The organism is Brasilonema sp. UFV-L1, from assembly GCF_012912105.1.
GTDB lineage: Bacteria > Cyanobacteriota > Cyanobacteriia > Cyanobacteriales > Nostocaceae > Brasilonema.
Window position 1 is genome coordinate 21,190 of sequence record NZ_QMEA01000036.1, and the last position, 21,237, is coordinate 42,426.

Sequence of the window (21,237 nt, forward strand, 5' to 3'; positions counted from 1 at the left end):
TTATGCTTAGTATGGAATAATGGGTCAGAGCCATTTGCTAATAGTCAATCGCTAATGGTAAATACACAAATAGCACTTATTTATTAGCAAATAGCAATGTAAACGTTACATACCCATGATTTCATATCCTGCATCCACATACAGGACTTGTCCTGTTATTCCACTTGCCAACTCACTACACAAAAAAGCTGCGGCATTGCCCACTTCTAGCTGAGTGACAGTGCGTCGTAGAGGAGCAATTTGCTCCACATGGTGAATCATATCCAAAATACCTCCTACCGCACTAGAGGCTAAAGTCCGAATGGGACCAGCAGAGATGGCATTCACTCTGATATTTTGTGGACCCATTTCAGCAGCTAAATATCGCACACTTGCTTCTAGCCCTGCTTTAGCAACTCCCATCACATTATAGTTGGGAATTGCCCGCATACCTCCTAGATAGGTAAGAGTGACGATACTTCCTCCTTGTGTCATCAAAGGTTTAGCATATCCAGCGAGTAGCGCTAGGGAGTAAGTACTGACCTCTAAAGCCAGATTGAAGCCAGAACGGGAGGTTTGACTAAAATCTCCACTCAGGTCTTCTTTATTGGCATAGGCAAGGCAATGGATGAGAATATCTAATTTGCCCCACTGATCGCGAATCGTATTGAAGGTAGACTTAACCTCTTCGTCGTTTTGGACATTACAAGGAAGAAACAAGCTGGGGTTTAGAGGTTCTACCAGTTCTGCGACTTTTTTCTCCATTTTGCCTTTTTCATCTGGCAAATAGGTAATACCTAGGTTAGCTCCTGCTGCGTTCAGTTGTTGGGCAATCCCCCAGGCGATTGAGCGGTTGTTTGCAATTCCAGTTACCAAGGCATTTCTTCCGGTCAAATCTAGCATATAAATTCTTAATGTGAACACTCCTGCTTGAGCATACTAGAATCTGACACCGATTTGTCTTTGTTTTAAATACTATTTGCAAACAGGATTATTCCGTCAGCTTTTGATACCAAAAAATTCTCCTTAATTTTTGTTCATTTATGCTCAAAACGTAGTATATGAAAACGATTTCTTAGCAGACAGTAGGTGGTAGATAGTCAGTAGTAGATAGTCGGTATTAGGTAGTCAATGGAATTTCTTTCCTATCTACCATATATCACATACTCGCAACTATTTTACACCTTCAACAGGATTACTGTGTCTATTTTTTTTACTTAAGAAAAGTTTGGAAAAAACTTTTGTAATTAACTGTTAAAAAGGACTAGATCTAAACAGTAAAAATTATGTATCATGATGAACAAATGAAGATGAGCAAAAGAGGTTAAGTATAGGAAAGTACAAAAAGGTTAACAATGTGTTCTTGATTTTTCAGGTGTATTCTTAGGAAATCAATTTTAGTTTTTCCGGCATTGGGTAGGGGAAGGTAAATGCTCGTGACACAAGATAAAGCCCTAGCAAATGTTTTTCGTCAGATGGCGACTGGAGCGTTTCCGCCGGTTGTAGAAACGTTTGAACGCAGTAAAACAATCTTTTTCCCTGGCGATCCTGCCGAACGAGTGTATTTTCTATTAAAAGGTGCCGTTAAACTCTCCAGGGTGTATGAAGCCGGAGAAGAAATAACCGTAGCACTGCTGCGGGAAAATAGTGTTTTCGGCGTCTTGTCCTTGCTGACAGGAAACAAGTCAGATAGGTTTTACCATGCGGTTGCTTTCACATCTGTAGAATTGCTCTCAGCACCAATTGAACAGGTGGAGCAAGCGCTCAAAGAAAACCCAGAACTGTCTATGCTAATGCTGCGAGGACTGTCTTCGCGGATTTTGCAGACAGAGATGATGATAGAAACACTCGCTCACAGAGATATGGGTTCTAGATTGGTGAGTTTTTTGTTAATTCTCTGTCGTGATTTTGGCGTTCCTTGTGCGGATGGAATCACAATTGATCTGAAGCTATCTCATCAAGCGATCGCTGAAGCAATTGGTTCGACTCGCGTAACTGTCACCAGGTTACTGGGTGATTTGCGCGAGAAAAGAATGATTTCAATACACAAGAAAAAGATTACTGTTCATAAGCCTGTGACTTTAAGTCGGCAATTTACCTAAACAAAGTGTACTAGCTAATGAGTAACGAGTTCTGATTAGGCAGAAAAAAGCCCGAAAAAACAACTCCACAAATGCTAGTCCGCTCAACAGAACGGCACTTTGCAGACTCGGAGACTTCAAGACTCGTAGCACTCTGTTAACTTTGAATTGACGAGTTTAGGTAGGACGACTTGGCTGACAAGGAAAGCTGGCAATAGCGCAAGTGTCTGGCGTGGACAAGGAAAAATTATTAAAAATTTACCCCTTAAGTCAACCTTGACGCTCTGCTAAGAAGGAACCTGCGCCACAAGCATTGCTCCTCCGTAGGAAGCATGACAAATGTCCCTCTTGCAAAGTGTATGCTTGAGCTAGAGGGCGCAGGAAAACAACACTCACCAGACTGTAAGCTCTGTCCACAGCAGTCTGTATCCACAAAGCAGTCGTTAGGCATACGCTGAGCACAAGTCCAGGGCATAGTTCAGCCGCTGCTCACCCGAAGCGTAGACAAGGTAACACACAGACAGCGCACTGCAACCGAAAACTGCTGTGCGTCTACAGATAACTCAAGGCATTCGAGTTCTTTTGAAATGAGGAATAAAGACTGCTTGCTCATCACTAATTTTCCACAGATAATGATTGGAAGTAGTAGGCTGTATCTGGAAGGATTTCGTCGGTAGCTGAAGATGATCACCGGGTATATCCTAGTAGCAGCAATTTTAATTTTGGGAGGCTTCATTGCCACCGTGGGCGATCGCATTGGCACGCGGGTTGGCAAGGCTCGTCTCTCTTTGTTCAACCTGCGTCCCAAAAACACGGCGGTACTGATAACTATTCTGACAGGTACTTTGGTCTCGGCATCAACCCTAGGAATTTTATTCGCTGCTGACGACGGATTACGCACAGGAGTGTTCGAGTTAGAGAAGATTCAAAAAGACCTCAGGCGCAAGCGCGAACAGCTCAGCACAACAGCCAAGCAACTCGAAGACACTAAAGGAGAATTAGAACAAGCTCGAAAAGAACAAAAGGCTCAAGAAGAACGCTTGCAACAAACAAATCAGTCCTTGCGGGAAGCAAATGCTAAACAACAGGCAACTCAAGTTCAATTGAATCGTACCATTAGCCAACAAGCTCAGACTCAAGCTCGACTTCAAAACACCCAAAGTCAGCTCAGTCAAGCAGTCACTCAATATAAACAAGCCATAGCAGAACTTCAAAGTGTTGACGACGAGAAAAAAAAGCTATTGGTGGAAATTGAACAAAGAAAAGCAGAACGTCAACGACTGTATCAAGAAGCAAAAAAAGCGATTTTGCAAGCCAAAACAGCCATTGAGAAACGCGATCGCGAACTCGCCAATCGACAGCAAGCCATTAAACAGAGGGATCAAAAAATTGGCCAACTAGATCAACTCATTCAAAAGCGAAATCTAGAAATTGCAGGGCGAGAACAAGTGATTGCTCAACGGGAATCTCGCCTCAAAGAATTAGAAACACAACAAGATTATTTGGAACAGGAAGTGACAAGGCTGGAAAAGTCCTATCGTGATCTCCGCGTGGGTAAACTGGCATTAGCTCGCGGTCAAGTTCTTGCAGCAGCCGTAGTTCATGTTCAACAACCTGTTGCAGCGCGTCAGTTAATCATTCAACTTTTGCAGGAAGCTGACCGAAACGCTAGCATTGAATTAACTGAACCAGGCACGAATTCAAAGAATCTACAGGTCCTGCAAGTGACAAATGAGCAGGTTGAGCAATTAAGCAAGCAGATAAATGATGGTCGAGAATACGTAGTGCGAATTTTTTCTGCTGGCAATTACGTCAGGGGAGAGAAGCAGATTGCATTTTTTGCTGATGCAACGCGCAATGAAGTTGTTTTTAGCCGAGGAGAAACTATAGCAACAACGCCCGCAGATCCCAGAACAATGACATCTTATCAACTGGGGCAGCGACTGGAACAGTTGATTTCAGCTTCGCAGTTTCGAGCTCGTAATGCTGGTATTTTAGAAACTATTCAAATAGATGGGACTTTTATTCGGTTTATCGCCCAGGTGAAACAGTACAACCAGCCAATAGATATTAAAGTTATTGCTGTAGAGGATACATACACAGCTGGACCGCTGAAAGTAAAACTTGTGGCAATCCAGAACGGACAAATTATTTTTAGCACTTGAAAAATTAAGGAGTAAGCCCTAGGAAAACATTTTCCCCAACTTTGCGCACGAACCCTGAACAATACTGTACAATCGGATTTTGTTCAGCGTTATTCAGGTAAATGTTTAAAACACCAAAGGAAGCATCTTCTCATTTTGGAGTCTGCTTACACACACTCAGACGCTGGGAAAAAGCAGGAATCATTAAAGCAATTAGGACGCCATCAGGTCAGCGACGATATGACATCACGAGCTACACGGGCATATCAACAAACGGAGGAAGCAGGGCAATTATCATTTATGCCCGTGTTTCAAGCCGTGGACAAAAAGCAGACCTTGATAGACAGATTGCTGTCCTTAAAAACCTCTACCCAGACTCAGAACTTATCACAGACGTTGCCTCCGGACTCAACTTTAAAAGACCGGGACTTAAAGCCCTTTTGGGACGAGTGCGTGAAGGCGATGTCGGACTTGTTGTGGTTGCCCACCGTGACCGACTCGCCCGTTTTGGGTTTGACCTCATTAAGTGGTTTATCGAACAAGACAACGCAAAACTCCTGGTTCTCAACCAAGACAACTTTTCTCCAGAGCGAGAGATGGTTGAGGACATTCTTGCCATTGTCCACGTCTTTTCGTGTCGATTGTACGGATTGCGAAAATACAAGGCTGCAATCAAAGAAGATCAGGATTTATCCAGAGCCTGAGTTGCATAAAGTCTGGAAGAAATGGTTGGCAGCGTGCAGGTATTGTTTCAACCAAGCAATATCAATACAGCGTAACTCAAAGACAAAAATAGGAAAGCTTAAGCTGAGAAACATGGTGATGCAATCTGACTTACCCGATTGGGTTAAACAAGTGCCATGCCATATTAAACAAAACGCTGTCTTTGACGCTCATCAAGCTTATTCTGCTAGCCGAGATGCCAGGTTCCGCTCTGTTCGCAACCCACAACAAACTATTAAGTTCAATAACTCAAACTTTGCTAATGGAAAGTGGTATTACAACAAAACAAAGAAACTAAACTTTGTCGCGAGTGAACCAATACCAACAAGTTGTGAGCATGGGACTCAACTAATCTATAAGCGTGGTGCGTGGTTTGCAGTGTTTCCAGAACCCATGCAAAGAAACGATTCTGGGTCTAACAAATTAATCGCACTAGATCCAGGTGTAAGAAGTTTTTTGACTGGGTATGACGGGGACAAGGTAATAGAGATAGGCAGTCGAGATATGGGAGGAATCTCCCGATTATGTCAACACCTAGATAATTTGATTAGTCGCTCAAGTAAAGTTAATTCAAAACGTCGTCGAGTCATGCGACGTGCGGCTAATAGACTGCGGAGCAAGATACAGAATTTAGTTAATGAAGTTCACAAAAAGACAGCATATTATCTAACTAGTGAATATCGTGTCATATTCCTTCCTTATTTCGAGTCTTCCCAAATGGTAGCCAAATCTGGAAGAAAGATACGGTCAAAAACAGTTAGAAGTATGTTAAGTTGGGCGCATTACCAATTCAAATTAACCATAAAACATCAAGCATCAAAGCGTGGTAGCGTGGTGATTGATGTGAGCGAAGCGCATACATCCAAGACCTGTGGTGTATGTGGTCATCGACATGCAAAACTTGGTGGAAATAAAATTCACAAATGTCCAAATTGTGGAACCCAAACACTAAGAGATGCAAACGGCGCACGTAATATTATGTTACGTGCTTTGAGGGATACCTCCTTTACTGTCAATCAAGATGGTATTGCTATCGTTTCATTTGGTTCATTGTTAAACAATGTTCAAAAATGTTCAGCGTAAATGTATCAGAATATGAAAAATACTTAACTCTCAAAGCTGTCCAATCATATGACTAATTGTTAATTTTTAAGAATCTATAGTCAAAAGTCTGTAGTCCAAAACCTATTGACTTTTGACTTTTGCTTCTTCGGGTATGTCCTGAACTGACGGCTAAATTTTTATTATGACTCTCCGTGAATTCTTGCCAACTCAACCAGCTATCTTGGGTTTCGACCCAGGTCGTGATAAATGTGGTTTAGCCGTGATGGGAGTTGATAGGCAACTATATCATCACCAAGTTGTCTTGGCAACTGAGGCGATCGCCACTATCATGTCGTTACGTCAACAGTTCCCCATTTCTTTACTCGTCATGGGTGACCAAACTACGGCAAAACGCTGGAAACAGCAACTACAGGCTAAATTAGCTGATCCATTGAACATTATTTTAGTGGATGAGCGTTACACCAGTTTAGAAGCACGCGATCGCTACTGGCTAATGTATCCTCCCAAAGGACTTGCTAAGCTTATACCACAAGGCTTGCGACAACCACCACGACCAGTAGACGACATTGTAGCCATCCTGCTTATTGAAAGATATCTTAATCGTTTAACCGAATCAGTCGTCAACAATAAAGAGTAAAGAAGGAAGAACATAGCAAGTCTTAATTCTATGAAATATAGTTCTATTTTCCAAGGCGTACTTCATCCATTAAAGAACTGCTATGGTTCTATCTTCCTTTTTCTTTTTTACAATTGAGCTCGAATAGTGAAAGCATAGTCTCCTCCTGGTTCGAGCTGGTAATCTCGTTGCTCTAAAAAGCGACCGAGGGGTTCTTTGATTAAAGCACGTCCTTTATAAGGCGTAACAGAAAGTTCTCCTCGACGGAAATGCCATTGGAACTGCCATTCAAAGTCACCTGCTGTGACTTCACCTTCAAGAAAACCGTGTTGCCAGGATTGACGGGTAATCCTAACATGGGCAGTAGTTTCTGGTAAACGTTTAGCACTCACAATGCTGTGTGTCAAGTGAAAAATGAAAGCCATTTTGTTATAGCTTTACATTTATTTAAAATACCTCAAATACACTAATGAGAGTGCCCATCCTACGTTGGATTCGCCAGCACTATCGTTTGAGGTTGGGGAGTGTCAACACAGTCCTAGTGATTTTAAACAAGTCAAACGACTTCAGTCGTGCAGTTCTCTAGATATTGGGATGGTAATGCAGCCGCTATTTCGCTTGTGCGGCTGTTTTGATTTTAGATTTGTGATGTAGCTGTTGAGTGTACTCGTTGAACTGTCCTAGATTTTGGATCTGTGATTCATCCACAACCCAAAATCTAAAATCCAGTTAGAAATTACCGATTGACTGCTGCTGCTTCTCGCGCTGCTGCTGCTTGCTCTGGGTGAATACCTAGGCGGGTAAGATTAATTCTGCCTTTGTTATCGATTTCCCGGACTTTCACAATCACTTCATCGCCAACTGCGACTTCATCCTCAACTTTGCCAACACGGTAGTCAGCCAGCTGCGAAATGTGGATCATTCCTTCTTTACCAGGAAGAAATTCTACAAATGCACCTATCGGTATAATTCTTGTTACACGACCTACGTAAACATCACCTTCATTGAGCTTCCTTGTCATGCCTTGGATAATATTCCGTGCCTTTTTCGCCTTGTTTTCATCCACAGCGGAAATCGTCACGGTGCCATCATCTTCAATGTCAATTTTAGCACCTGTTTCTTCAGTGATACCCTTAATCGTTTTGCCTCCAGGTCCGATAACTAGACCAATCATGTCTGGATCAATCCGGATAGTCAACAGACGTGGGGCATAAGGTGACATTTCGGCGCGTGGTTGATCAATTGTCTGAAGCATTTTCTCCAGAATGTGCAACCGTGCGGCTTTGGCCTGGTTGATGGCTTGGGAAATAACATTTAAGGACAGACCGGAAATTTTCATATCCATTTGCAGGGCGGTAATGCCTTTATCCGTCCCAGCAACTTTAAAGTCCATATCGCCCAAAAAGTCTTCTATACCCTGAATATCAGTCAGGACTCTGATTTCGTCGCCTTCTTTAATCAGACCCATTGCAGCACCACTGACGGGTTTGGAAATGGGTACGCCTGCATCCATCAATGCCAGTGTCGAACCACATACTGAACCCATTGAGGTGGAACCGTTAGAAGAAAGCACTTCCGATACCACCCGAATCACGTAGGGGAATACTTCTTTGGGCGGAAGCACAGGTAAGAGTGCTCTTTCTGCTAGTGCCCCGTGACCGATTTCCCGACGTCCTGGGGCACGTAAGGGTTTTGTTTCCCCAACAGAGAACGGAGGGAAATTGTAATGGTGCAGGTAGCGCTTTGCCTGATCCGTTTGCAGATCATCAGCGAGTGATTGAGCATCTCCTGGTGTACCCAGAGTACAAGCGGATAAGACCTGAGTTAATCCCCGGTTGAATAAACCACTACCGTGGACTCGTTTTGGTAAAATGCTCACGTCACAAGACACAGGACGTACTTCATCAAGCTTGCGACCGTCAACGCGAACGTTATCTTCAATGATTTGACGGCGCATGAGCTTTTTGGTAAGCTCTTTGAAGGTATTATCTACAGCTTTACTGTTTTGTGAAGCAGCAACGCGAATAGGGTCTTCTTCTGAGAGTTCGGCGATCGCAACTTCAACTGATTCCTTGACTGCATCTAAAGCCGTATCACGCTGTGTTTTGTCGAAATCAAATTGTGACAGAATCTTCTTAATTTCAACAGCCGCGCGATCGCTTATGTAATTTTCCAGCGTCGAGTCTACCTCTGGTGCCTCCTGTACTGGAATTTCCAGACCAATTTCAGCAATGAAATCTTGCTGCGCCCTAATTAAGTCCTGTACAGCTTCGTAGCCAAATTCAATTGCTTCGATAATGTCTCTCTCTGACAGTTGATTTGCTCCTGCTTCCACCATGATCACACCTTCTGGTGAACCGGCAACTATCAAATCCAGATCTCCAGCTTCAATTTCTGCGTAGGTGGGGTTAATGATAAAGTCATCTCCCACCAGACCAACACGAACTGCGGCCATCGGTCCGTTAAATGGTATCTTAGCCATAATGGTAGCTATCGAAGCACCTGTGACTGCTAGCACATCAGGTGGTACCAACTCATCCATTGAGAGTGTGAAGGCAACAATTTGCAGGTCGTCTCGCAACCAAGACGGGAACAAAGGACGTAATGGACGGTCAATTAAACGGCTAGTCAGAGTTGCTTTTTCTGGAGGACGACCTTCTCGCCGCAATAACCCTCCGGGAATTCTACCTGCCGCATATAGTCTTTCTTCGTAATCTACTGTCAAAGGAAGAAAATCGATGCCTTCTCTGGCTTGTGAACGCGTAGCCGTCACCAAAACTGCTGTGTCCCCAGATTCTATCAACACTGAACCACCAGCCTGGGGAGCTAGATGGCCAACCTTCAGTCGAATATCCCGTCCGTCAAAGGATATTGACTTCTCAAATTCTCCCATTCAGTTTTTTTTCCTTCTATGCACGCTATTCTCTCTCTGTGGCAATCCTAACATTTATGCCCTATGGCTGGCGTCAGTGACGGAAAAGAACTCACCAAGTCAGTTGTCAGAATATGCCTTACGTATACGCTATGCAAACAGAATGTATCTAAATTCTATATGATTTGTGAATGAGTCAGCCGGTTCGGTGTCCCCTGTTTTTATTTAGATCCCGTTTTTAAGGACGGGGTCTAAATAAGAAGAACACAGAACGCAGAACGCAGAACACAGAATATGCCCAAAGGATAAATTTGGGAATTTCATAAACAAAGAATTTTTTTGGTCTCCATAATGAAGTCCCTGTCCTTAAGGACGGGGTCTAAATTAGGGGCTTGTGCTTTCTAACTGTGTAACCCAGTTGCACGGAGTTTGGCTGGCTATCAATTGGTGCTTATAGTTAATTCTAAGTTCTGCAAATATGCTGCGCAAACAGAAGAAAAAACGGTATAATGAGAAGCTATTAAGAATAAGAAAAAAATCTGTACAATTGGGTGGAGAGTAAAAGGTAACAGTCCCTCCACCAAAATACGAAGCTTTGGTGAATCAGCACTGTAGTCCTTGTTTCCCGCGCTAGATGGCTTTTTGTGAAATGGTCAACAATTAGATGGTGGTTTGAATCCCTACCAAATTGCACTCTGAGTTGCTGAGTTGGTGAATTCTTCTTCAAGAACATGAAAAAATAAAATAATCTAAGTTAGTTCCGAAATGAGAAAATAAACCTTTAAAAACTTAAATTTCACAAAGCTCTGAGTAGTTATTAAATGGCAATTTTACACGGTAGTTGGTTAATAGAAAGTCAAGACTGTTTATTTGTTTGGGGAGAGACCTGGCGAACTCTTGGAACAAATTCTAGTAAAAGTTCATTGAACGATGTGTCAATACATCCTCTAGCAATGACACCATTAGAATTAGTCAAGTGGTTGCATTCACGTAACATTACAATTGCGAGAATGCCACAAACAAAACATGTAGAGACATTGCATATAACCTCAAGACAAAATGGGAAAATGCGCAAAACAGCCACCGCTGCCGATGTGAGTTTGCCAACCCACTCCCAAATTGTTGCTCTACCAACTCATATTTTGGAAAATACTGACGAGGGAGCAGTTAAAAATTTTCCAGCCCATTCTGCCACATTTGATTCACTAAATCAAACTCCGCAGTATTTGCAACCGTGGGTTGTCGAAGGTTTTTGCCTCAATCCCGAACAGGCAATACAATTCTTGACTTCGTTACCTCTAAATGTGACTAATGAAGAAGATAGTTTTTTGGGAGGAGATTTACGCTTTTGGGTGCAGGTTGCCCGCTGGAGTTTAGATTTAATATCGCGCAGTAAGTTTTTGCCTATTATTCAAAGGCAACCAGATTATTCCGTAGTCGCCAAATGGCAAGCACTTCTTGATAGCGCCCAAGATGGGACTCGTTTAGAAAAATTTTCTCAATTGATGCCATTAGCTTGTCGAACTTATCAAGGCAATGGGGGAAGTGAGAAAGATAAGGGAGATGAGGGAGAAAACAATTCAAAATCGCGTAGCGTCCTGAGTGTTTGCGCAGCGCCTCCAAAGGGGCTAGCGAAGGATCTAATTCAAAATTCAAAATTAGGAGTTTCTTCCTCATCCTCCTCATATCCTCACATAAACTTACCGCTCGAACCTCAAGAATTACTGCTGGGATTTCTTAACAGTACGATAGATGCCCAAATACGAGCAATGGTGGGTTCCAAACCTGTGCTGGAAACCAGAGTGATGACGTCTTTACCAGCGACGGTGCGCCAGTGGTTGCATTCTCTGACGGCTACCTCTAACACAGTCAATACCGACGATCCGTTTGGAGTAGAACGATTAGAGGCGGTGCTGAAAGCTTGGACTATGCCTTTGCAATACCAAATAGGAACGAAAAACCAGTTTCGTACTTGTTTTGTGTTGCGTTCAAAAGAATCAGCAGGGGAAACTAATTGGACTTTAGCTTATTTCCTCCAAGCAGCTGATGACCCAAATTTTATAGTGGATGCGACAACGATTTGGAACCATCCTTTAGAAAAATTTGTTTATCAAAATCGAACAATTGAACAACCGCAAGAGACTTTTTTACGAGGTTTGGGATTGGCTTCACGATTGTATCCACCAATCGCAGCCAGTTTAGAAACTCCATATCCTCAATCTTGCCATCTCAACCCAATTCAGGCTTATGAATTTATCAAGTCTGTGGCGTGGCGGTTTGAAGATAATGGTTTGGGTATTGTTTTACCTCCTAGTTTGGCAAACCGCGACGGCTGGGCGAATCGTTTGGGTTTGAAAATTACTGCCCAAACCTCAAACAAAAAGCAGGAACGCTTGGGTTTACAAAGTCTGTTGAATTTTAAGTGGGAATTGGCGATTGGTGGACAGACTATTTCCAAAGCAGAATTTGATCGGCTGGTGGCGCTTAATAGTCCATTGGTAGAAATTAATGGCGAATGGGTGGAATTGCGATCGCAAGACATCAAGACAGCACAAACCTTTTTTGCTTCTCGCAAAGAACAAATGGCGCTGTCTTTGGAAGATGCTTTGCGTATCAGTACAGGAGACACCCAGACTGTTGAAAAATTACCAGTGGTTAGCTTTGAGGCGTCTGGGGCTTTACAAGAATTAATATCTGCCCTGACGAATAACAAAGCAGTCGAACCCTTGCCCATACCCACTAGTTTCCAGGGAAAATTGCGACCTTATCAAGAACGTGGGATGGCGTGGCTTTCGTTTTTGGAACGTTGGGGCTTGGGTGCATGTCTGGCGGACGATATGGGTCTCGGTAAGTGCCTAGTAAATGATACATTAGTATACGTAAACGGAGGACTACGCACAGCAGAAGAAATTTGGCAGACCTATGCCGGAGAAACAGAGTTTGATGGCGAGGGATTCTGGGCTGACCCCACTGAGAAATTACTCGCGAATTCTATAGATGAGGAAACTGGTAAAATTGTACAAGCCCCGATTCGGCAATTGTATCGACAACAAGTTTGCGAGAAATTGCGAAAGGTCACGCTACAAGACGGTAGCAGTATCACCATCACTCGTCGTCACAAACTGCTGACAAGCAAGGGTTGGACAAATGAGCTAAAGGTGGGTGATTATGTCTGTGTGCCTGCCAAAATGCTTTGGGAAGGTCAACCAGAAGACCCTGATTTGGTCAAGTTTCTTGCTTGGCAGATTGCTGAGGGAAATGAACCACTTGAGCATTTGGGGTCTGTTCGCATATCTCAGAAAGACAAACAAAGGTTGCAAGACTTGCTAGAAACGTTCCAGCGTATAGGTGAACGGTATAATCTTAAGCTCAATCGACCTGTTGTCTGTCCTTATAGTAAAAGAGATTACTATCAGCTTGTGGCACATAGCAAAGCCTACCGACTTTTCTTGGAAGCTAAAGGGTATAAATGGGGCAAACTGTCAGCAGAAAAATCTATTCCGCCCTTTATTATGCAGGCAGACTTGGATACTGTACGGATATTTTTACAGAACTACTTCGATGCTGAGTCTGCTGTCGTTTCTAGTATGCGGAGTATCGAGATTGCCACAGCTTCACCGCAATTGATTCAGCAACTTTCTACATTACTGCGACGCTTTGGTATTTGGTTACGAATATCGCCCAAGCAGAAGTGTGCTACTAATGGAACTCGTACTTTACGCACTTATTATATCGGTGTAATTGGAGGAAATTCTGCCCGGAGATTTTTGCAAGAAATTGGGTATGGCATTCCAGAAAAACAGGGGAAGTTAGAAGAAATTTGTCAACGGGAGAGCAATACAAATGTTGAGGGAATTCCTGCTTCTGATATTGTTGCCCAAACAGTCACAGCAACGGGGTTACCTTTGCGGCATTTTGGAATGCACAACACGGTTTACATTAATGGTTCACAGCAATTTTCTAGGAATAGCTTGCAGCAAGTTATAGCTGGGATGAACCGTATTATAGGGATAAACCCCGTCCTTAAGGACGGGGTATTCGTTATAGGGATAAACCCCGTCCTTAAGGACGGGGTATTCGTTATAGGGATAAACCCCGTCCTTAAGGACGGGGTATTCGTTATTAGTGGAGAAGCCCAACAGGAGTATCAGTTACTAAAAGCTTCTAAATGGACAACTCAAACACTTGAAGCTTATGCTCGCTTAGATGTAGAACAGTTAAGCTTAACACGGCAATCTGTGCAACATCTTCTCGACCAGGAAGTTTTCTATTGCAAAATTGAAAGCATAGAGGATGTCGAGTATGAAGGTTGGGTTTATGACTTTGAAGTGAGTGAGCATCATAATTTTGTTGCTAACAATATTATTTGCCATAACACCATCCAATTCATCGCCTTCCTCTTACACCTAAAAGAACAGGAAACACTAGAAAAACCAACACTGCTTGTTTGTCCAACTTCAGTTTTAGGAAACTGGGAAAGGGAAGTCAAGAAATTTGCCCCAACACTGAAAGTTCTCCAATATCACGGTGACAAGCGCCCTAAAGGTAAAGCGTTTGTAGAAGCAGCAAACAAGCATGATATCGTCATCACTAGCTACTCGCTCATTCACCGCGATGTCAAAACCTTGCAGGGCGTTTCTTGGCAAATTGTTGTTTTAGATGAAGCACAGAATGTCAAAAATTCAGAAGCCAAACAGTCACAGGCTGTCAGGCAAATAGAATCTACATTTCGGATTGCCCTCACAGGAACACCCGTAGAAAATAGACTGCAAGAACTCTGGTCGATTTTAGATTTTCTCAATCCTGGGTATTTAGGAAATCGGCAATTTTTCCAGAGACGTTTTGCGATACCAATTGAAAAGTATGGTGATGCTGCTTCGTTGAATCAATTGCGTTCCTTAGTTCAACCTTTTATTCTGCGTCGCCTGAAAACTGACCGTGAAATAATTCAAGACTTGCCAGAAAAGCAAGAGATGACTGTATTTTGTGGTCTGAGTGCTCAACAAGCTCAACTGTATCAAAGAGTGGTGGAAGAATCTCTGGCTGAGATTGAAGAAGCTGAGGGATTGCAACGCAGAGGAATGATTTTAGCTTTACTTGTGAAACTAAAACAAATCTGCAATCACCCATCGCACTATTTGAAGCAAGACACATTGGAACAACATCATTCTGGAAAACTTCAGCGTTTACAGGAAATGTTGGAAATGGTGATAGATGGTGGCGATCGCGCTCTAATTTTCACTCAGTTTGCAGAGTGGGGTAAGTTACTCAAACCATATCTGGAAAAACAAATAGGTCGAGAAACATTGTTCTTATACGGTAGTACTCAGAAAAAACAACGTGAGGAAATGGTAGACCGTTTCCAACACGACCCCCAAGGACCACCAATTATGATTTTGTCGCTGAAAGCAGGTGGCGTAGGATTGAATCTCACACGGGCAAATCATGTTTTTCACTTTGACAGATGGTGGAACCCAGCAGTAGAAAATCAGGCAACAGACAGAGTATTTCGTATTGGTCAAACGCGCAATGTGCAAGTCCATAAATTTGTTTGTACTGGGACTTTAGAAGAGAAAATTAACGACATGATTGAAAGTAAGAAACAACTTGCTGAACAAGTCGTTGGTGCGGGTGAAGATTGGCTAACTGAAATGGATACAGACCAACTCCGCAACTTATTAATACTTGACCGTAGTGCAGTTATAGAAGAGGAAACAGAATGACAAATGATACCCTTCAAGCAAGTCGAGAATGGTGGTCACAACGGTGGCTGGATTTGTTGGATTCCTATCGTTTTAAAAAACGTTTGGAACGTGGAAGAATTTATGCGCGTCAGGGAAATGTTCTTAGCATTGAGTTTCAAGGTGCAAAGGTATTAGCCAGGGTGCAAGGTTCTGATACCGAACCATACAAAGTTTCGTTGTCTATTGACCCCTTTAGCGAGGAAGAGTGGGGTTATGTGGTTGAAACTATGTCCCAAAAGTCAATGTTTGCTGCAAAACTGCTTGCAGGAGAAATGCCTCAAAATATGGAAGACGTTTTCACGGCTAATGGTCTTTCCCTATTTCCTTTTACCTTGTCTGATGTCCATAGTAAATGCTCTTGTCCTGATAAAGCGAATCCCTGTAAACACGTTGCTGCAGTTTACTATCAGTTAGGTGATCGCTTTAGTGAAGACCCATTTGTTCTTTTTCAATTACGCGGATACACAAAGGAACAAATTATCAGTGATTTACGTCACTTACGAACCAAAAAGACTGAAACTTCTGAAACTGCACTTGCTGAAGTTCAAGAGTCAACTCCACAGAAACAATTCTTTGTAGAGATAGAATCATTTTGGCAATATAATGAGCCTTTAGAATCTTCATTAGTTGTGATTGCACCATCAACAAGCGAAACAGTTTTAGATGTGTTAGGTTCTATTCCCTTGGCAAAAGAAGAAGAAAATTTAACAAAATTAACTGCTGCTGATGTCGTTATGAAGTATTTAGAGACAGTCTACAAAGATGTTAGCCAAAGAGCTGTTTTAATAGCAATGAATGTTGGAGAAAGTTAAACAGAGGAGAAGATAGGGAATTGATCCTAAGCTTCTCAAAAAATCAAAATAAATTTTGAATGAGCGAATGAGCGAAGGCGTAAATTTTGAATTGTAGTTGTGGAACACTTTCCCCGACACTCACAGTAGGATGTAGCTTTTGGGTACTGGTTGCGGAACTTCTGTTTGTATAATTTGTCTGCTTTTTGTATGCTTTGATAATTTTGTTTATAAAGAATGGAATGCTATAAAAACAGAGTAATCCAGTCGAACACACATGGAACTTCAAACCAAAATAATTACAGTAGAACTGACTGATGGTACAAGTGTTAGAGTTGAAGCGACACAGATAGGCGATCGCAAAATCAATTTTCAAGCCCGACCTTTTGAGGAAGTCACCATTGCAATTGAATCTCTTACCAAAGAAATTGCAGAAGCATTACATAAGGTTAAGCCAGATCGAGCAAGTGTAAAGTTTGGTGTAGATATTGCCGTTGAATCAGGTAAACTCACTGCTTTACTGGTAAAAGGTTCCAATACAGCCAATATAGAGATTACCTTAGAATGGGGTCAATAATTGCTAGCTAGAAGATGTAAGGAAGCCTGTAAGCCTTCTATGGATATGACAATTAACTCAACTAACCTAAATTATTTTAAGTCTCTCAAAGTTTCTTGAACCATTAAAACTGACTTCACTGATCGCCTTACCAGATTTCCCTCCAAATCCACTTTTCCATAAAAGGTCTTGCCGTCGTAATAAAGCGAAGACGAGCTTCCGCCATCCAAATTCATTGCTTTCTCAACACCAAGAGTTTTCATAAAATTAGTTAACTCTGGTAATGACATTCCGGAGCTAGTGGGAGCTTTTTGCTTTTGAGCGACCATCACCAAGACAATTGTACCATCACCAGTCATACCAATAGCACTTCGAGCATTAGGTTTAGTGCTGCCAAGAGCATCTCGTCTCTTGGGGATATCTACAAATCCCTCTTGCACGGAGGTTGATTCTGGCAATAGTTGCGGACCACCACCAAGAGCATCAACTAATTGACAACCTGTTGGTGTAGACTCATTGTGAAGATCAATAGAGTAGCGAACAGTTTGCTCGCACAAATATCGCCGAAATTCTGCACGATTGAAAATCTTATTGAGGTAAGGTTTGAGATCAGGATTGTTTACTAATCGTTCATTGTCTTTAGGATTAGCGATTAGCTTGCCTTGTTGAAAAATAATGGACGTTGTTTTTTGGTTTACTGGGTCAAAAAAACCTGCATTGATGATAGCAACTGCTCGGTACTGATTGGCAAATTCCACTACTGTATTTAGACGTGACGACAATGCAGGAGTTACCATAAATTGCCTACCAGATGGAATTCTCAAAACATGAACGACGCTGTTTGGTAAATTACGCTGCTCATATTTAATGGTTTTGTTTATTAAGTTTGTTTCTTTTGATGTCGCAGTACGAAAAGAGAAAAGCAGCACAGTTGCACTGACAAATACTCCTGCTAGTATCCACATTTTTTTCATGCACTTTCGCCTCGACTTTGCCCAATAGATTATACCCTTTGAGCTTAGGCGATCAATCGCATGACTGATAATGGTTTGCTACGATAAAATCCATAGACTAGAGCTTTATTCCTAAACCACCATATATTTATGACGACTACAGGAACACTCGAAACCCTGTTAAAATCTTTTCCAGACCATACACAACTGCCAGAGTTAGACGGCACATTTGTTAAGAATTTTCAGGAACACCCACAGAGTCTTCTTTTAACCGACGGGGTAATTTCCGTCGCTATAAGCCGGGATAGCAAGACTCTGGTGAGTGTGGGTTGGGACAAAACTATCAAGATTTGGAATCTGCAAACCGGAGAGTTGAAATCTACCTTCACCGGGCATACTGAAGCGGTTAGTTCCGTCACCATAAGCCCGGATGGCAAGACTTTGGTGAGTGGGAGTTGGGACAAGACTATCAAGGTTTGGCGAATCCCGCAGGGATTTGAGGATTTTAGATTTGAGGTTGCTGCACTTGGTTGGCAATGCTTGGCAATTTTGGATGACTGATGGTGCGAATGAAAACCCGCACTCGTTTTCTCTACTCTTAACTAGTGAGGATCTTTTTTGTTTATTGGCGGATTCGCTGGGCGATAGCTTAGCTTGCCTTACTTTGCAAAGCACACGCTACGCGAACCGCAGATCGCCTCCTCTACAATACGAAGTCGCTCGAACCTAAGAAAATTTCATAATTATATAGGTTTTGGATATAGGTTTTGACACTGTGAATGGTTTATATTTACCGAGTAAGTGGCATTAGATATGGGAGGAAGCGCTGCATAATTGTGAACAACTGACCCTCTAGTATCATCATCAATAGACGTGAATGTCACTTACTGGCATATAAGAAGTCATCATTTCTGCTAAATTGCAAGCGTTACAGTCTAAACTGAAAATCCGTCTTCCGGAATACCTCTAGCTTTAAAATAAGCAATCATGTCTAAGGTTCTTGTCTCCGATCCAATTGACCAGGCTGGGATTGACATTCTTTCCCAAGTTGCCACTGTAGATGTGAAAACAGGATTAAAACCAGAGGAACTCGTAGAAATCATTGGTGAGTACGACGCGCTAATGATTCGCTCTGGTACCCGCGTTACCAAAGAAATTATTGAAGCTGGGACGCAATTAAAAATTATCGGTCGTGCTGGCGTAGGTGTGGATAATGTCGATGTTCCAGCCGCTACCCGCAAAGGAATTGTAGTCGTCAATTCTCCAGAAGGAAACACAATTGCTGCGGCAGAACACGCGCTGGCAATGATGCTGTCTTTGTCTCGCTACATCCCTGATGCCAATGCTTCAGTCAAACGTGGTGAGTGGGATCGTAAAAGCTTCATCGGAGCCGAAGTCTACAAAAAGACTTTGGGTATTGTCGGCTTAGGTAAAATTGGCTCTCATGTTGCTGCTGTTGCTAAAGCAATGGGAATGAAACTGTTAGCTTTCGATCCCTTCATCTCCACTGAAAGAGCAGAACAAATTGGCTGTCAATTAGTGGATTTGGAGCTATTGATACAGCAAGCAGACTACATCACGCTCCATATTCCCAAAACTCCAGAAACGACTCACTTAATTAACAGCGAAAGATTAGCAAAAATGAAACCCAACGCCCGCATTATCAATTGCGCTCGCGGTGGGATTATTGACGAAGAAGCATTAGCAGTTGCTCTCCGGGATGGTAAAATCGCCGGTGCGGCCCTGGATGTGTATGAGGCAGAACCATTGGGCGAGTCCTCATTAAAGTCACTCGGACAACAAGCTGTTCTCACTCCACATTTGGGTGCTTCAACAACAGAAGCACAAGTTAATGTGGCAATTGATGTTGCCGAACAAATTCGGGATGTGTTGTTAGGACTTCCCGCGCGTTCAGCAGTGAATATTCCCGGATTGAGTCCCGACGTGATGGAAGAACTCAAACCCTATATGCAGCTAGCAGAAACTTTGGGTAAGCTGGTGGGACAGTTGGCTGGTGGACGAGTAGAGTTGCTCAACGTCCGACTACAAGGTGAACTGGCAACAAACAAGAGTCAGCCTTTGGTGGTAGCATCATTGAAAGGTCTACTTTACCAAGCTCTGCGGGAACGGGTTAACTATGTTAATGCCAGCATTGAGGCAAAAGAGCGCGGAATTCGTGTGATTGAAACGCGGGATGCTTCGATTAAAGACTATGCTGGTTCCCTGCATCTAGAAGCAACAGGTTCTTTGGGAACTCATTCTGTGATAGGTGCTTTGTTGGGTGATGGTGAAATCCGGCTCACCAACTTGGACGGTTTCCCGATTAATGTTCCTCCTAGCCAACATATGTTATTCACCCTGCACCGTGATATGCCGGGAATTATTGGAAAACTGGGTTCCCTACTTGGCAGCTTTAATGTCAATATTGCGAGTATGCAAGTCGGTCGTAAAATTATTCGTGGTGATGCAGTGATGGTTCTCAGCCTTGATGATCCCTTACCTGACGGGATTTTACCAGAGATTACCAAAGTGCCTGGAATTCGTGATGCGTATACAGTAACACTATAGGAGTCAGGAGTCAGAGATCAGAAGTCAGAAGAAATGATTTCTCCTGACTCCTGAATTCTGAGTTCTTTATTATGACAAACACTTGGTGGGAATTACAAATTTTATGTGAGCCAGACCTAGAAGATTCAATCTTTTGGCGGCTGGAAAATTTTGGTTGTCGCGGAACAGCCCGTGAAAAAAAAGGAAAGAACTTTTTGGTTAAGAGTTATTTGCCGCAATTCCAGGCAGAACTTCCAGATTTAACTGCACTCTCGCTCTTGTTGCGTCAAGATGCTCTATCTATGGGGCTTTCTGTACCTGTTGTGCAGTGGGAGGTGATTGATGAGCAAGATTGGGCGAGTAGCTGGAAACAACATTGGGAACCTCAGGAAATAGGCGATCGCCTGCTCATTAACCCTGCATGGCTACCAGTCCCTGAAAATTCTGATCGCCTCATCCTTCGCTTAGACCCAGGTGTTGCATTTGGCACAGGCGCTCATGCGACGACACAATTGTGCCTGGAATCCCTGGAAAGACATTTGAGTCAGGTTTATAAGTCTTCGATAGAGAAGGACAAAGAAAGCCAAGATGTGGTTATTGCAGATATTGGGTGTGGTTCTGGTATTCTTTCCATCGGTTCACTCCTCTTGGGAGCGAAGAAAGCTTATGCAGTAGATGTTGATCCCTTAGCAGTCAAGTCAACCGCAGAAAACCTCGCACTCAATGGTATAAGTTCAGAACGCTTGGTTGTAGCGGAGGGTAGTTTAGACGTTTTGACAAGACTGCTGGAACAACCTGTTGATGGTATTGTCTGCAATATTTTGGCTGATGTCATTATAAATTTGATTCCAGATTTGAGTGCGATAGCGCCAGGTAAGCCTGCCTCTGGGAGGGTCGCCCATGAGGGTACTAACCTTAGTCCAATTACCAAACACAGTACTTGGGCTATCTTTAGCGGCATATTAGTTGACCAATCTAAAGCCGTCACAGATACTTTAGAGAAATATGGTTGGATTGTTGCAACTGTGTTGCATCGCCAAGAGTGGTGTTGTATTAATGTACGGCGTTCCTGCTAGTATCGCATAAAGGTTGGCTTCATCCTAAAATCACTTCTGTTAGATGAAATTGATGGTGGAATTATCATTAATTATTGAATTTTAAAGGCT

General features: G+C 42.7%; 15 protein-coding genes. 11 read left to right on the plus strand and 4 right to left on the minus strand.

Annotated elements, in window-relative coordinates:
- Nucleotides 1-105: 105 nt before the first annotated feature.
- Nucleotides 106-882: an enoyl-ACP reductase FabI gene (fabI, locus tag DP117_RS12775; RefSeq protein ID WP_169218680.1), complete on the minus strand. Its 777-nt coding sequence runs from the start codon at nt 880-882 to the stop codon at nt 106-108.
- A 527-nt stretch (nt 883-1,409) separates the two neighbouring features.
- Between fabI and ntcA the strand changes: the two genes are divergently transcribed.
- From ntcA to DP117_RS12800, 5 genes are all read left to right on the plus strand, one after another.
- On the plus strand, nt 1,410-2,081 hold the full coding sequence (gene ntcA / locus DP117_RS12780; RefSeq protein WP_169218681.1) for a global nitrogen regulator NtcA: 672 nt from the start codon (nt 1,410-1,412) through the stop codon (nt 2,079-2,081).
- Nucleotides 2,082-2,743: 662 nt separating this feature from the next.
- Complete coding sequence (locus DP117_RS12785; RefSeq protein ID WP_169218682.1) at nt 2,744-4,225, plus strand: DUF3084 domain-containing protein; 1,482 nt, start codon at nt 2,744-2,746, stop codon at nt 4,223-4,225.
- Nucleotides 4,226-4,326: 101 nt separating this feature from the next.
- Nucleotides 4,327-4,908 carry an IS607 family transposase gene (locus tag DP117_RS12790; RefSeq protein WP_169218683.1) on the plus strand — a complete coding sequence of 194 codons (582 nt, stop codon included), beginning with the start codon at nt 4,327-4,329 and terminating at the stop codon, nt 4,906-4,908.
- A 1-nt stretch (nt 4,909) separates the two neighbouring features.
- Nucleotides 4,910-6,010: a transposase gene (locus DP117_RS12795; protein WP_248277642.1), complete on the plus strand. Its 1,101-nt coding sequence runs from the start codon at nt 4,910-4,912 to the stop codon at nt 6,008-6,010.
- 163 nt (nt 6,011-6,173) lie between these two features.
- Entirely contained in the window at nt 6,174-6,629 is a 456-nt protein-coding gene (locus DP117_RS12800; protein WP_169218684.1) for a pre-16S rRNA-processing nuclease YqgF, read from the plus strand.
- Between the two features lie 107 nt (nt 6,630-6,736).
- On the opposite strand, the gene DP117_RS12805 is transcribed toward DP117_RS12800, so the two are convergent.
- Together DP117_RS12805 and DP117_RS12810 are read right to left on the minus strand one after the other, a co-directional pair.
- Nucleotides 6,737-7,000 carry a DUF3146 family protein gene (locus DP117_RS12805; RefSeq protein ID WP_169218703.1) on the minus strand — a complete coding sequence of 88 codons (264 nt, stop codon included), beginning with the start codon at nt 6,998-7,000 and terminating at the stop codon, nt 6,737-6,739.
- Nucleotides 7,001-7,344: 344 nt separating this feature from the next.
- Nucleotides 7,345-9,501, minus strand: a complete 2,157-nt coding sequence (locus tag DP117_RS12810) for a polyribonucleotide nucleotidyltransferase (protein WP_169218685.1) — start codon at nt 9,499-9,501, stop codon at nt 7,345-7,347.
- 800 nt (nt 9,502-10,301) lie between these two features.
- Between DP117_RS12810 and DP117_RS12815 the strand changes: the two genes are divergently transcribed.
- The 3 genes from DP117_RS12815 (at nt 10,302) to DP117_RS12825 (ending at nt 16,592) form a co-directional block, all read left to right on the plus strand.
- Nucleotides 10,302-15,203, plus strand: a complete 4,902-nt coding sequence (locus tag DP117_RS12815; RefSeq protein ID WP_169218686.1) for an SNF2-related protein — start codon at nt 10,302-10,304, stop codon at nt 15,201-15,203.
- Complete coding sequence (locus DP117_RS12820; protein WP_169218687.1) at nt 15,200-16,036, plus strand: SWIM zinc finger family protein; 837 nt, start codon at nt 15,200-15,202, stop codon at nt 16,034-16,036. Before DP117_RS12815 ends, DP117_RS12820 begins: the two co-directional genes overlap by 4 nt.
- A gap of 256 nt (nt 16,037-16,292) precedes the next feature.
- On the plus strand, nt 16,293-16,592 hold the full coding sequence (locus DP117_RS12825) for a CU044_2847 family protein (protein ID WP_169218688.1): 300 nt from the start codon (nt 16,293-16,295) through the stop codon (nt 16,590-16,592).
- A 71-nt stretch (nt 16,593-16,663) separates the two neighbouring features.
- Here DP117_RS12825 and DP117_RS12830 read toward each other — a convergent pair whose 3' ends face one another.
- Nucleotides 16,664-17,545 (minus strand): phosphodiester glycosidase family protein, encoded by an 882-nt coding sequence (locus DP117_RS12830; RefSeq protein ID WP_169218689.1) that lies wholly within the window; start codon nt 17,543-17,545, stop codon nt 16,664-16,666.
- A gap of 129 nt (nt 17,546-17,674) precedes the next feature.
- On the opposite strand from DP117_RS12830, the gene DP117_RS12835 reads away from it, so the two are divergent.
- From DP117_RS12835 to prmA, 3 genes are all read left to right on the plus strand, one after another.
- The gene (locus DP117_RS12835) at nt 17,675-18,085 is read left to right on the plus strand and encodes a hypothetical protein (RefSeq protein WP_169218690.1); all 411 of its coding nucleotides are present in this window, start codon (nt 17,675-17,677) and stop codon (nt 18,083-18,085) included.
- A 426-nt stretch (nt 18,086-18,511) separates the two neighbouring features.
- Nucleotides 18,512-20,092 (plus strand): phosphoglycerate dehydrogenase, encoded by a 1,581-nt coding sequence (serA, locus tag DP117_RS12840; RefSeq protein WP_169218691.1) that lies wholly within the window; start codon nt 18,512-18,514, stop codon nt 20,090-20,092.
- A 71-nt stretch (nt 20,093-20,163) separates the two neighbouring features.
- Entirely contained in the window at nt 20,164-21,147 is a 984-nt protein-coding gene (gene prmA / locus DP117_RS12845) for a 50S ribosomal protein L11 methyltransferase (protein ID WP_169218692.1), read from the plus strand.
- The last annotated feature ends 90 nt before the right edge of the window (nt 21,148-21,237 follow it).

Excerpts from the sequence above, each read along its gene's own strand:
- DP117_RS12830 (WP_169218689.1), bottom strand. The coding sequence starts at position 17,545 with ATGAAAAAAATGTGGATACTAGCAGGAGTATTTGTCAGTGCAACTGTG.
- DP117_RS12810 (WP_169218685.1), bottom strand. The coding sequence starts at position 9,501 with ATGGGAGAATTTGAGAAGTCAATATCCTTTGACGGACGGGATATTCGA.
- DP117_RS12785 (WP_169218682.1), top strand. The coding sequence starts at position 2,744 with ATGATCACCGGGTATATCCTAGTAGCAGCAATTTTAATTTTGGGAGGC.
- serA (WP_169218691.1), top strand. The coding sequence starts at position 18,512 with ATGTCTAAGGTTCTTGTCTCCGATCCAATTGACCAGGCTGGGATTGAC.
- fabI (WP_169218680.1), bottom strand. The coding sequence starts at position 882 with ATGCTAGATTTGACCGGAAGAAATGCCTTGGTAACTGGAATTGCAAAC.
- prmA (WP_169218692.1), top strand. The coding sequence starts at position 20,164 with ATGACAAACACTTGGTGGGAATTACAAATTTTATGTGAGCCAGACCTA.
- DP117_RS12820 (WP_169218687.1), top strand. The coding sequence starts at position 15,200 with ATGACAAATGATACCCTTCAAGCAAGTCGAGAATGGTGGTCACAACGG.
- DP117_RS12835 (WP_169218690.1), top strand. The coding sequence starts at position 17,675 with ATGACGACTACAGGAACACTCGAAACCCTGTTAAAATCTTTTCCAGAC.
- DP117_RS12790 (WP_169218683.1), top strand. The coding sequence starts at position 4,327 with ATGTTTAAAACACCAAAGGAAGCATCTTCTCATTTTGGAGTCTGCTTA.
- DP117_RS12825 (WP_169218688.1), top strand. The coding sequence starts at position 16,293 with ATGGAACTTCAAACCAAAATAATTACAGTAGAACTGACTGATGGTACA.
- DP117_RS12815 (WP_169218686.1), top strand. The coding sequence starts at position 10,302 with ATGGCAATTTTACACGGTAGTTGGTTAATAGAAAGTCAAGACTGTTTA.
- ntcA (WP_169218681.1), top strand. The coding sequence starts at position 1,410 with ATGCTCGTGACACAAGATAAAGCCCTAGCAAATGTTTTTCGTCAGATG.
- DP117_RS12800 (WP_169218684.1), top strand. The coding sequence starts at position 6,174 with ATGACTCTCCGTGAATTCTTGCCAACTCAACCAGCTATCTTGGGTTTC.